Genomic DNA, 11841 nt, shown 5'->3' with positions numbered 1-11841 from the left:
TTGGAACGTTCCCAACGGGAAGGAAAGATGTAATGCTTGAATCGCAGACTCCATCGATTGAGCGGACCGAGTTTCCATCGGTACAGCGAGATAAAAACGACTCTTTCGCTTGACGAACGTTGCGACACAGGCTTTTGACGTTCCTCTACCCGATACAACAGTATCAAGTTCCCAATGTCCAAACGTTTGACGCCCTTTGACGTCGGACGGACGTTTACTGATTGGCAGTCCGACGTTGAAGCGTCCGCGCGTCTCACGGGGTTTCTGACGCTTTCCCTTTTGCCGAAGAAGTCCAGAATCGGCCTCGACGAGGCCACTATAAATCCAACGATAAATTGTCTTGAACGAGAGTCCTTCTTCTTGAAATAATCGTCCGGCAATTTGTTCAGGGGACCACGTCTCCCGTAATTTTTCGAGGATGCAGATTCCTTTTTCGAGCGTAAACTTCGTACGTGCACCGCACTTCTTTTTTCGCTCCACATAACGATGGTCAGCATGAGAAGAATCGTAATGAGGATTTCGTTTCAATTCTCGTGAAATCGTAGAAGGTTGACGCCCCAGGCGTCCCGCAATCTTTCGGACAGAGAAACCTAGCTCGAGATACGTCTCTATTTTGACTCTTTCTGATATGGTAAGATGAATATAGCTCATAACGAATCCTCCGTTGAATTTTGTGTGGTAACTCTATTCTACACGAGGCCGTTATGGGTTTTTTTGTGTTTTCAGCTAGGTGTTGCACTTAATATTACAATTCGTCATTCCAATAAAAATAACAACAGTAAAAATGATGATCAAGATTTCAGGATTGCAATCGAACTTTTGAAAAAGGCTCAGGATTCGCAGAGGCTAGAGCAAGTCGTGAATCTAGACGTCGCGTCGGAAGACGTGCAAGAAGGACGATTTGTCGATGGCGGAATCAAGTATCGATATGTCAAGAGCTACGAGCGCAATCCTAAAAATAGATTGTTGGCAATCAAAGAGCATGGCGTCATCCGTAAGGCGTGTGGTTTTGATTTTGAAGCCGTCTATGGAGAACGTGGGAAGGAGTATATCGAAATCCATCATATCCAGCAATTGAGTGAGCTCGAAGAGCCCGCTGAAATTAATCCTAGAACTGATTTAATCCCGTTGTGCGCTAACTGCCATAGAATGATTCATAGAAAAAAAGATGAAGTTTTGACGGTCGAACAGTTGATTGAAATATTAGAAGGAAGAAGGCATTGAACATCACGAATGATGATGAGCCGTATACGACTTCATTTTTCTGAAGAGGTCCAACCGTATAATCTGCGTAATAATTCTAGTTCTATGACTTTTTATCCAATCAATCGATTGATTGGAATCTGTGTATATCATCTTCTTTTAAAATAAAATAGAGGTCCACTTGTTTACTCATACTAGTGCCTGATTCCTTTATATATACGGCACGTCGATTTCTAATCTCAAATAAAAAGATTGTATACGTTTCGATGTCGAAATGTATACAATCTTTTTTTGTTCTCTAATTCATTATTAACTAATACATTCAATCTCGAACATCACTTACGATTGATTAGCCAATGAGTGCGATGTTCGAGACTTTCTTTGACATGATCAGAATCAGCCGAGATGGGCAGCACCGATGACCCCCGCATGACCTTCCAATGTCGCGAGACGTACATCGATGCTCGGACGAAGAGCAGGATAGACGAGCTCGCGGACTCGGCAGATCAACTCTTCCCAGAACAAATCTGCAGATCCTGTGACTCCCCCTCCTATGATGATGACCTCGGGGTCGATCGTGTGGATGATGTTCGCGAGCCCTGTCGCCAAGTGGTTGATGAATCGGGTTCGTTCTGAGGGTACGGTGAGCAGCATCTCGATGGACGAGGCTTCCTTCTCCAAGGCACGTGATTGGAGTGCGGTGCCGCTCGCCAACCCCTCGAGGGAGCCGACGTTGAGCACCGGATGGACGGACCCGGATGAATCGATGATGGTGTTGCCAATCTCTCCCGCATATCCATTAGCCCCGCGAATGAGCTTCTTCTCATGGACATAGCCACCACCGATCCCGGTGCTGACCGTCACATAATAGACGGAAGAGGATGTCTGTCCTGCTCCGAACAACGCCTCGCCGAGCGCCGCAGCATTCGCGTCATTCTCGAGATGGGTCGGGAGCCCGAATCGGGAGGCGATGGGGGTGACGAGGTCGACGTGGTCCCAGCCAGGCAGATTCGGTGGGGATAACAGGTGTCCGGTCCTCGCGTCGAGCGGACCAGGCGCGGCGATGCCGATGTTCGTCAGATGGAACTCTTCCGAGAAGTATCGGATGGCATGTTCGATGTGCGAGATGGTCGGTCCGGGTCCGGCGGCCGGATTAGTCGGGAAGGACAACTGCTTGATGACCTTCTCCTGATCGACGACGGCGACGCGTGTCTGCGTACCGCCGAGATCGACACCGATCCGGAGCGGGTTCATCGTCTTCGGAGCAGGTCCGGTGACCAACATGAGACCGTCCCCGGAGACGACATGCTCGCTGCCGGCAGGGAGGAGTGCGGTCGCCCCGACCGATAACACGACGTCGTCCAATTCGATGGTTCCCTCGACGACGGTGATGATACGGAACGACGGGCTCGGGTCTAGTGCATGGGTCTGACGGATGGTCCATTCCTCGACGAAGAAATCAGGATTCCGCGTCAATCGTCTTCTAGATGGAGACAACGGGACGGAAGGCTCTAAGTAACGATAGTGAGGGAACCGTATCACGCGACGGGCCTGTTCGATGTGGAGTGTGCGCAAGGTGCCGGTGATTGGATCGAGACGATCATAGTCATGCAGACGATAGGTCGTGTCCGAGTTCTGTTGGATTTCGAGGACGACACATCCTTCCGTCAGGGCATGGACGGTCCCCGCCGGTACATAGAGGAAATCACCCTTCGATACCGGTACGTGATGCAATGACTGCAACAACGTCCCCTGCCGGACGGCCTCGTCGAATTCTTCCGGGCAAGACAAGGAATGACCGTGGATGAGGGAGGCGTCCTCCGGACAATCGATGATGTACCAACATTCGTTCTTTCCGTAAGGTTGTTGCTCATAACGTCTGGCATCGGCGTCGTTCGGATGGACCTGAACGGATAGGTCCGTCGAGGCATCGATCCACTTCAACAGGAGTGGGAAACCAGAATCCGTCTCCATACCGAAGATTTTAGGGTGGTTTGACCACAACTCTTCCAGATCGAGACCGACGAGCGGTCCGGATTTGACGCGCGTAATCCCGTTCGGATGACTCGCGAGTGTCCAGACCTCTCCCGTCGGAATGTCTTCGGGAATGGAAAACCCATACTCGCGAAGTCTCTGTCCGCCCCATATCCGTTCCTTGACGATCGGTTCGAAATAAATCGCTTCCTGCATGCTAACTCCTCCTTTATCCTGTTTTCAATTACAACTCTACACTTTTATAAAATAAAAATAAACAAATTAAATATCAAGTATAGACATGAAAAGGAAAACACGTATAATCATATTTGTAAGCGATTACAAAAAAGGAGGAGATTTTAGGTGAAGAAAATCATGTTGGCGTGTAGTTCAGGGATGTCGACGAGCATCCTGGTGTCGAAGATGCAGGAACATGCGAAGGATATCGGAGAAGAAGCGAAGATTTGGGCGGTCGGACAGGACCAGGCAATGAAGGAGATGGATGGCGCCGACGTCATATTGATCGGACCACAGATGCGGTTCCTTCTCTCGAAGTTCCAGCAGGCGACGGAAAAGCCCGTCGAGGTGATCGACATGATGGCGTATGGCATGGCGGACGGAAAAGCGGCCTATGAACAAGCCGTGAAGTTGATGGGGTGAACGACATGCAGACGAACGAACAGACGATCGAGCAAGTCGCGTTCATGATGATCCTACACAGCGGGAATGCCAGAAGTACGATTCGTGAGGCGATCGAAGCCTATAAGGAAGGGACGTTCGAGGAGTTCGAGCGGTTGCTGTCGGATGCACGCGCTCAACTACAAGAAGCACATCAAGTCCATTTCGGGCAGGTCCAGAAGGAAGCGAGCGGTGAACCGACGACGCTATCCTTGTTGTTGCTACACGCGGAGGACCATCTGATGTCGACGCAGACGATGCTGGATCTGACGGCCGGGCTCATCGAGCTCATGGAACATAAGTTCTCTAAAAAATGATAAGGAGTGTTTGAGATGACAGAGAATAGTAAGTGGTTCGACCTGTTGAGCCGTTTCCTGATGCCGATGGCGGCATTCTTGAACAACAGTCGCTACCTGCAGACGTTACGTGACGCATTCATGCTTGCTTTCCCGATTACGATGTTCGGTTCCTTGATCGTCGTCGTCGCCAACCTACCATTCCTCGACAAGTTCATGTCCCCTGGCGTGCTCGACGCCTTCAAGACGTCGCTCGGGAATGCACCATCTGCGACGATGGGCATCATGTCATTGTTCGTCGTGTTCGGTATTGGCTATTATCTATCCAAGAGTTATGAGGTCGAAGCCGTATTCGGTGGTGTCATTGCCCTCGTCTCGTTCCTATTACTTACTCCGTTCTTCGTCTCGGTCGAAAACGTCACGGAGCCGGTGGGTAACGTCATCCCGCTCGACCGACTCGGCGCGAAGGGCATGTTCCTCGCCATGATCACAGGATTCCTGGCAGGAGAGATCTATCGCTTCATTGTCCAGAAGAACTGGACGATCAAGATGCCAGCTGGTGTACCGATCGCGGTCGCCAAATCGTTCTCGGCACTCGTGCCGGCATTACTTACGCTCACTGTCTTCCTCGGGATCAACATCGCAGTCACTTCACTTTTGGACACGAACCTACATGACCTCATCTTCAATCTCGTCCAGAAACCACTCGTCAACTTAGGGAACGGTCTCGTCCCGACATTGATCGCCATCTTCTTCGTCCAATTGTTCTGGTTTTTCGGTCTTCATGGACAGGTCATTGTCAACTCGGTGATGGATCCGATTTGGAACACGCTGTCCCTCGAAAACCTGAACGCCTATACCGCGAACGGAGAAATCCCGAACATCATCAGCAAGCAGTTCATCGAAATCTACACCGTCGGGATTGGGGGCTCGGGTTCGACGCTGGCGGTGGTCGTCGCCATCCTGTTGTTCATGCGCTCCAAGCAATTGAAGCAGATCGGGAAACTATCGATCGGGCCTGGCGTCTTCAACGTCAATGAGCCGATGATTTTCGGGCTCCCGATCGTCATGAACCCGTTGATCATGATTCCATGGATTGTCGCACCATTGATCACGGTGACCGTGACATACTTCGCCATGTCTACGGGCATCGTCCCGCCTCCGACCGGCGTAGCCGTGCCGTGGACCGTCCCGATGTTCATCAGTGGCATGATGGCGACCAACTCCCTCGCCGGAGGTCTGTTACAGCTCGTCAACTTCGCCATCATCATGGCGGTATGGTTCCCGTTCCTCGTCTTCATCGATCGACTGAACCTGAAGAAGGAGCGTGAGGAAGCGAACGCCACGCAGGAGAAGAAGGAACAAATCGGCTGAACGACGTCGCTTGAGTGAAAAACAATAATAGATAGGATGTGCATAGGATGAATCAGACAGAGAACACGACCATGCAGGAGAAGAAGTATACCTTCCCGACCGACTTCTGGTGGGGGACGGCCGCATCCGCGACACAGATGGAAGGCGCTGCGCATGAGGGCGGGAAGGGACCGAACATTTGGGACTACTGGTACGAGCAAGAGCCGAATCGTTTCTTCGACGGCGTCGGTGCGACGGTGGCATCCGACTTCTATCACCAGTACGAAGAGGACATCGCCCTGATGAAGGAACTCGGTCACAACTCGTTCCGGATGTCGATCTCTTGGTCCCGTCTGTTCCCGACCGGGGAAGGAGAGGTCAATCCCCAGGCAGTCGACTTCTACAATCGCGTGATCAATGAGTTGATTGAGTCCGGCATCGAGCCGTTCGTGAACCTGTACCACTTCGACATGCCGCTCGCGTTACAGGAAAAGGGCGGCTGGGAGAGCCGACACGTCGTCACACGTTACGTCGACTATGCCAAGGTCTGCTTCGAGCTGTTCGGGGACCGCGTGACGAAATGGTTCACGCACAACGAACCGATTGTTCCGGTAGAGGGAGGCTATCTGTACGACTTCCATTATCCGAACGTGGTGGATTTCAAGCGCGCCGTCCAGGTCGCTTATCATTCAATCTTATCGAGTGCCCTTGCCATCGAGGCGTATAAGGAGTCGGGCCAGGCTGGCAAGATTGGCATCATCCTCAACCTGACGCCGTCCTATCCGAGAAGCCGGAACGAGGCGGACCTTCATGCTGCTCATCTGGCGGACATCCTGTTCAACCGCTCTTTCCTGGATCCATCTGTACTGGGTACCTTCCCGAAGAAACTGGTCGAACTGTTGGAGGAACAGGACGCCCTCCCGCTCATGGAGGAGAAGGATCGTCATACGATCGCGACACACACGGTCGACCTGCTTGGTATCAATTACTATCAGCCGAGACGGATCAAGGTGAAGGAACACCTTCCGAACCCGAAGGCACCGTTCATGCCGGAGCACCTGTTCGATTATTATGAGATGCCGGGACGGAAGATGAACCGTCATCGCGGCTGGGAAATTTACGAGAAGGGCGTCTATGACATCCTGACGAACCTTCGTGAGAACTACGGGAACATCGAGTGCTTCATCTCGGAGAACGGGATGGGGGTCGAGGGGGAGGAACGCTATCGCGATGCGGATGGCAGCATCCAGGACGGTTACCGGATCGACTTCATCGCGGAGCACCTGAAGTGGGTGCATCTGGCCATGGAGGAAGGTTCGAACGTCAAGGGCTACCACCTCTGGACCTTCATGGACAACTGGTCTTGGAGTAACGCCTATAAGAACCGCTACGGCTTCGTCGGCGTGGACCTTACGAGTCAGAGCCGGACGGTCAAGAAGAGTGGTCACTGGTTCAAGCGCGTGATTGAAGAGGATGGGTTCGTGAGATGATGAAGGATGATCAGGGTATATCTAGCCCTGGTCATCCCTTTTTGTTATATTATACGTATATGTCTATACATGGGGTGTAATCATGTCTACTAAAAAGAAACCAAAGTACGAGAAAATCGCAGATGAACTGCGCGGACGAATCCTTAACGGAGGTTATGACGTCGAGGAAGCCATGCCGGACGAAATTCAACTCGCGGAGGAGTTCGCGGTCAGCCGGATGACGATGAAGCGAGCACTTGAAATCCTGGTGTCGGAAGGCATCATCTATCGTCAACGAGGACAGGGGACCTTCATCCTGCCTTCGAGCTTCTCACAGGGTAGGATCAACGTGTTGAACAAAGAATCCCAAGGGCTGACGAAGCTTCTTGGCGAGCGGACGGTCAGGAGTGAGGTCCTCCAGTTCGAGGTGCGCTTCCCGGATGCAGAGGTCGCCCGTCATTTGATGATTGAGAAGACCGATCCCGTCTACGAGATACGACGCGTCCGTTATGTCGATGATGAACCTTACGTGATCGAGCATACGTTCATGCCCTCCTCGTTGATCACTGGAGTGACGAAGGAGGTCCTCGATAGTTCGATCTATCGATACATCCAGGAAGAACTCGGTTACACGATCACAAGCTCACATAAGATGATTCGGGCGGATAAACCGAACCAGTGGGACCGTGATTACCTTGGGAACGAGGAGACCGATCCGATCATCGAGGTCGAGCAAGTCGTCTTCCTCGGGAACGGGAAGCCGTTCGAGTATTCGTTCTCGAGGCATCGTTACGATAAGTTCGTCTTTACTTCCGTTCACATCGGTCGATGAATGACGATGGGGCAAGTAGATAAGCATTTTCCCGACCTGAGTGAACTTGAGTGATACTATTAAATGATCAAATAAGAAAGGCGTATACATTTCAATGTCGAAATGTATACGCCTTTCTTATACTTTTAAAGAAATTCTCGACGACTAGGTAACTGAAGAATTTTAAATGATGGTGAAATTGCTGAACAAGGTAAGCCTAAAGATTTGAAAGAAAAATACAATGCTACATACTTTAAAGAAGTATATTTCTCAATTGTAAATAAGGAAGTGAATAAGGTATGAACAAGTCCGTTGCTCGGTTGATTAAATACGACATGCTGGTATTTTTACGAGAACCATTTTTCGCTTTACCAATAATGATTCTTCCTGGTATATTCTTTTTCGTATTCATGAAAATATTTAGTGCTCAAATTGGTAGTGCTGAAAATTTTGGTCCATATATTCCGATTTATGCGTTATTAATTTCGTTCTTAATTCTGTTCTTTAACATCGGTCTTCAATACGTAACTGAAAAAGAACGAGGGATACATAAGCGCCTTGTCCTTTCAGGAATTAGCATTTACCAAGTCATATTTACATATGTATTTAGAGGTGTAGTGCTATCTTTAATTGGTTTTGCAGAGATACTTTTAATTGGTCTATTTGTATTTAAAACTACGATTACTGACCATTTATTGTTATTTTTAATTACATTTATATTCGTGATTTTCATTACATTATTGTTTAGCCTTTCTACCCATAATCTCTTTGAGAACTCACGACAGGTATTACCTTATACAATCATCATGTTCCAATATGTCTTATTTGGATCTGGGTTGATGTTTTCAGTAGATAGTATTCCAAGCTATTTGAAATTCCTAGTCGATATTAATCCTTTCTATCATATGAAAGAATTATTGCTAGCTGTTTGGAACTGGACACCTATCCACATGAATAACATTTATTATCTTATTTTTATTATCTTTGTATGTATCTCACTCATTTATTTTAAGGCTAGAAAAAAGCAGTACTGACTTTTTTCTATAGACATTTTGTTGAACGACTTTTAGAAAATCAACACAGTATTGAACTGTTCCCGGTCAAGTAGATAGTCAAAATAATAAATAATTATTAAACGGTTTGAGTCCTCAATTTTAATGGGCTCAAGCCGTTTAGTCGTTTTTGGTTTTTGGTACTGCTCTTCATTATAGAATCAAATGTATTGTTGCTTCGTATTACGGAAATCGTCGAACTCCTCGAATTTATGTAGACGATCTCTTTATTTTGTATCTCAGGTAGCATTACTGGATTGATGGTTGCCTCACTGATATCAGCACAAGCATTTCTAACATCTGCCTTCGTGAACAATATGATCCGTCCTTTGACGAAACGGATTGTTCTTGGTATGGCTCCCCGTCGTCCGCCAATCCGACGCGATCTTACAGCGCTAAGAATCGGGATCGGCAAGTAGTTGATCAAAGGGAACGGATCTTATTGGTTTTGATGCCAATGTACAGAGGAGAGACGGAGAAACTCATAATAGTTTACCTTCCGCGATTCGATGACCTTCTCGAGACTGATGTAGCGTCCGACTTCAAAGCCGTATTGATAAAGCAGCAAGAGCGTCAACAGTCGTGTCGTCCGACCATTCCCGTCATTGAACGAACGGATGGATCGATAGAAAATCGAGGACGAACAGGCTCGTCAGGATAAGCGGATCGACATCCTCTTGTTGCCGACGTTCGAATAGGATGTTGCATAACGCCTGCATCGCCGCTGGTGTTTCGAATGCAGGGACTGGAATGAAGCACTTCCGGCGAGTGCTATCAGGGAGATACCATGTAGTGTTATTGCTTCGTCCATTTCGCACTCCGTCCAAGACCGGATGGGGCAATGATTCCCTCGTCACGTAAGTCGCGCAACACGCGATTGATTGTCGCCTCACTGATGTCGGGGCAAGCTTTCCTTACGTCTGCCTTCGTGAATGGTGTGATGCGTCCTTCGACGAAACGACGAATCCGATTGTTCTTGTTCTGACTACCCGTCGTGACCAATCCGACGCGATCCTCGAGTTCTTTGTAGGCAGCAAGAATCGTGCTCAGCAAATAGTTGATCCAAGGGAACGGATTCTGTTGGTTCTGGTGCCAACGCACGGAGGAGAGACGGAGTGACTCATAATAATCTTCCTTCCGTGATTCGACGATCTTCTCAAGACTGATGTAGCGTCCGACTTCGAAGCCATACTGATAGAGCAGCAAGAGGGTCAACAACCGGGCCATTCGACCATTCCCGTCATTGAACGGATGAATCGATAGGAAATCGAGGACGAACAAGCTCGTCAGGATGAGTGGGTCGACGTCTTCTTGTTGCCTGCGCTCACGAAGGCTGTCGCATAATGCCTGCATCGCTGCCGGGGTCTCGAACGCAGGGACTGGGGTGAAGCGCGTCCGGCGCGTGCCATCCGGGAACGTTTCGCTGATCTCATTGTCGACGTTCTTCCACCGCCCACCTTCGACGGGGACGAATTTATAGAGTTCCTTGTGTAGTTGCATTAGAATGTTCGCATTGACCGGGATATCCTCGGCTGAAGCATGAATCAGGTTGAGGACGTCGCGGTAACCAGCAATCTCTGCCTCTGAACGATCGGCAGGGTCGGCTGACTTCGACATAATAGTTTGGAGACGACTTTCCGTGACGATGATTCCTTCGATCGCATTCGATGCTTTCGTCGACTGGATGACGGCGACATCGCGTAAGGTGTTGAGGATTTGAGGCGCTTGCTGTTTATAGAGATCCTGCTTGCCCTTATACTCATTGATCCGTCCAATCAAACGGACGGTCTCCATCGGCAGGGCGAGGTCTTTGAGATAGGTATATGTATAGTCGCGCATGCGTCGAACTCCCTTCACGAAATAGATCATATAAAGTTAAACATACTCATTTTCATAGTGTTTGACTATGTTTAAACTCATTATAACGTATTTAATGTCGTTCATACACGCATAAACATAGTCAAATCATCGCATTTTGACTATGTTTATTTGTTTTTGACCACGATTACTTTTTTTAACCGAAAGTCGAATGATCCTGACTGACTTAAAAACAATCCTGGCATTGAAAGTGTCTCGACGATCGCTCGCAGGCTTTCGTTAGTTTTCAATTCCTTCGAATTCACTGAGCTGAGATTAATCGTTTCAGTTTTTCTTCTGTACCGGATTCCTCAACCGGTGTATAGATGCTACATCGCAAGTCGTCTTCTCCCTGTACTTGGAGGGAGGTCAAGTCGAATAGCATCTTGCCAACTTTTCCATGACGGAATTCAATCAGGATTTCCGGAGCCTTACTGACCTGACTCTCCATCCAGAGTGATTTGAATTCAGGATACGTATTACTCATCTCCTGTATGAAGGACGTATACCATTCATCACCAGAGTATTGACCGTAGTATGTACGGAAAATGGACAAGAATCCTTTGGCGAAGTGTTCCCAATTCCCGGCAAGTACTTTAAATTCTTTCTGTGAGAACAAGAGGCGAATGAGGTTACGTTGTGATTCTGGAATGGTCGCAAAATCTACGAACACATGGGCCGCTGCAGGATTCCAGCCGACGATATGGCAGTAACGATCCGTAATGATCGTCGGGCACGTCGTCAAGGCAGAGAGAATTTTTTTGAGTGACGGACTGATAGTCATAGGGGAAGCTTGAATTTTCATACTGACGACCTGCGTCCCTAATGCTAAATCGTTCAAATATTCGTGTTCATCCCTGTTCAGACATAACGCCTGGGCGATACAGTCTAAGACGCTTCTAGATACCTTAATATCTCTTCCTTGTTCTAACCAGGTGTACCATGTCGTACTGACTCCTGCTAATTGAGCAACTTCCTCTCTTCTCAAGCCAGGCGTTCTCCTTCTTGATCCAGGCGGTAGCCCCACTGATTCCGGTTTGAGCTGTGCTCTTTTCGTCTTCAAAAAATAGGATAGAGCTTCTAATCGATTCGAGTCGTCCATATACGTTCCTCCTGATTTCTCTCCATCCAAGTATCAATTATAATAG

At 48.6% G+C, this 11841-nt stretch carries 12 protein-coding genes; 7 read left to right on the top strand and 5 right to left on the bottom strand.

Annotation, left to right across the window (positions count from 1 at the left end):
- Positions 1 to 651: IS30 family transposase (locus KNQ03_RS15975; RefSeq protein ID WP_214725575.1), on the bottom strand; the 651-nt coding region annotated here is incomplete at its 3' end.
- Here KNQ03_RS15975 and KNQ03_RS15970 point away from each other — a divergent pair.
- The gene (locus tag KNQ03_RS15970; protein WP_214725573.1) at positions 637 to 1224 is read left to right on the top strand and encodes an HNH endonuclease; all 588 of its coding nucleotides are present in this window, start codon (positions 637 to 639) and stop codon (positions 1222 to 1224) included. The two genes, KNQ03_RS15975 and KNQ03_RS15970, sit on opposite strands and share 15 nt — an antisense overlap.
- A gap of 375 nt (positions 1225 to 1599) precedes the next feature.
- Here the strand turns inward: KNQ03_RS15970 and KNQ03_RS15965 are convergent, their stop codons facing one another.
- Complete coding sequence (locus KNQ03_RS15965; RefSeq protein ID WP_214725570.1) at positions 1600 to 3393, bottom strand: type I phosphomannose isomerase catalytic subunit; 1794 nt, start codon at positions 3391 to 3393, stop codon at positions 1600 to 1602.
- Positions 3394 to 3540: 147 nt separating this feature from the next.
- Between KNQ03_RS15965 and KNQ03_RS15960 the strand changes: the two genes are divergently transcribed.
- The 6 genes from KNQ03_RS15960 (at position 3541) to KNQ03_RS15935 (ending at position 8818) form a co-directional block, all read left to right on the top strand.
- Positions 3541 to 3837 (top strand): PTS sugar transporter subunit IIB, encoded by a 297-nt coding sequence (locus KNQ03_RS15960; protein ID WP_214725568.1) that lies wholly within the window; start codon positions 3541 to 3543, stop codon positions 3835 to 3837.
- A 5-nt stretch (positions 3838 to 3842) separates the two neighbouring features.
- A complete protein-coding gene (locus tag KNQ03_RS15955) occupies positions 3843 to 4172 on the top strand; it encodes a PTS sugar transporter subunit IIA (RefSeq protein WP_029343447.1) in 330 nt (109 codons plus the stop codon).
- 15 nt (positions 4173 to 4187) lie between these two features.
- Entirely contained in the window at positions 4188 to 5525 is a 1338-nt protein-coding gene (gene celB / locus KNQ03_RS15950; protein ID WP_214725567.1) for a PTS cellobiose transporter subunit IIC, read from the top strand.
- A 47-nt stretch (positions 5526 to 5572) separates the two neighbouring features.
- The gene (locus tag KNQ03_RS15945) at positions 5573 to 6994 is read left to right on the top strand and encodes a glycoside hydrolase family 1 protein (protein ID WP_214725565.1); all 1422 of its coding nucleotides are present in this window, start codon (positions 5573 to 5575) and stop codon (positions 6992 to 6994) included.
- 82 nt (positions 6995 to 7076) lie between these two features.
- Entirely contained in the window at positions 7077 to 7805 is a 729-nt protein-coding gene (locus KNQ03_RS15940; RefSeq protein ID WP_214725563.1) for a GntR family transcriptional regulator, read from the top strand.
- Between the two features lie 278 nt (positions 7806 to 8083).
- Positions 8084 to 8818, top strand: coding sequence for an ABC transporter permease (locus KNQ03_RS15935; RefSeq protein WP_214725561.1), 735 nt, complete (start codon positions 8084 to 8086; stop codon positions 8816 to 8818).
- Between the two features lie 620 nt (positions 8819 to 9438).
- On the opposite strand, the gene KNQ03_RS17115 is transcribed toward KNQ03_RS15935, so the two are convergent.
- The 3 genes from KNQ03_RS17115 to KNQ03_RS15920 form a co-directional block, all read right to left on the bottom strand.
- The gene (locus KNQ03_RS17115; RefSeq protein WP_371743278.1) at positions 9439 to 9654 is read right to left on the bottom strand and encodes a hypothetical protein; all 216 of its coding nucleotides are present in this window, start codon (positions 9652 to 9654) and stop codon (positions 9439 to 9441) included.
- Positions 9632 to 10675, bottom strand: coding sequence for a Fic family protein (locus KNQ03_RS15925; protein WP_251140336.1), 1044 nt, complete (start codon positions 10673 to 10675; stop codon positions 9632 to 9634). Before KNQ03_RS15925 ends, KNQ03_RS17115 begins: the two co-directional genes overlap by 23 nt.
- A gap of 280 nt (positions 10676 to 10955) precedes the next feature.
- Positions 10956 to 11795, bottom strand: a complete 840-nt coding sequence (locus KNQ03_RS15920) for a helix-turn-helix transcriptional regulator (protein WP_214725559.1) — start codon at positions 11793 to 11795, stop codon at positions 10956 to 10958.
- Between the last annotated feature and the right edge of the window lie 46 nt (positions 11796 to 11841).

Source organism: Exiguobacterium sp. s143, assembly GCF_018618895.1.
In the GTDB taxonomy this organism is placed as follows: Bacteria; Bacillota; Bacilli; order Exiguobacteriales; family Exiguobacteriaceae; genus Exiguobacterium_A; species Exiguobacterium_A abrahamii.
The sequence above is the reverse complement of the archived record's forward strand: the minus strand, read 5'-3'. Positions and strand labels throughout refer to the sequence as shown.

What these genes read in the sequence shown, in the direction of transcription:
- KNQ03_RS15940 (WP_214725563.1), top strand. Translation starts at nt 7,077, where the DNA reads ATGTCTACTAAAAAGAAACCAAAGTACGAGAAAATCGCAGATGAACTG.
- KNQ03_RS15935 (WP_214725561.1), top strand. Translation starts at nt 8,084, where the DNA reads ATGAACAAGTCCGTTGCTCGGTTGATTAAATACGACATGCTGGTATTT.
- KNQ03_RS15925 (WP_251140336.1), bottom strand. Translation starts at nt 10,675, where the DNA reads ATGCGCGACTATACATATACCTATCTCAAAGACCTCGCCCTGCCGATG.
- KNQ03_RS15955 (WP_029343447.1), top strand. Translation starts at nt 3,843, where the DNA reads ATGCAGACGAACGAACAGACGATCGAGCAAGTCGCGTTCATGATGATC.
- celB (WP_214725567.1), top strand. Translation starts at nt 4,188, where the DNA reads ATGACAGAGAATAGTAAGTGGTTCGACCTGTTGAGCCGTTTCCTGATG.
- KNQ03_RS15920 (WP_214725559.1), bottom strand. Translation starts at nt 11,795, where the DNA reads ATGGACGACTCGAATCGATTAGAAGCTCTATCCTATTTTTTGAAGACG.
- KNQ03_RS15945 (WP_214725565.1), top strand. Translation starts at nt 5,573, where the DNA reads ATGAATCAGACAGAGAACACGACCATGCAGGAGAAGAAGTATACCTTC.
- KNQ03_RS15970 (WP_214725573.1), top strand. Translation starts at nt 637, where the DNA reads ATGAATATAGCTCATAACGAATCCTCCGTTGAATTTTGTGTGGTAACT.
- KNQ03_RS15965 (WP_214725570.1), bottom strand. Translation starts at nt 3,393, where the DNA reads ATGCAGGAAGCGATTTATTTCGAACCGATCGTCAAGGAACGGATATGG.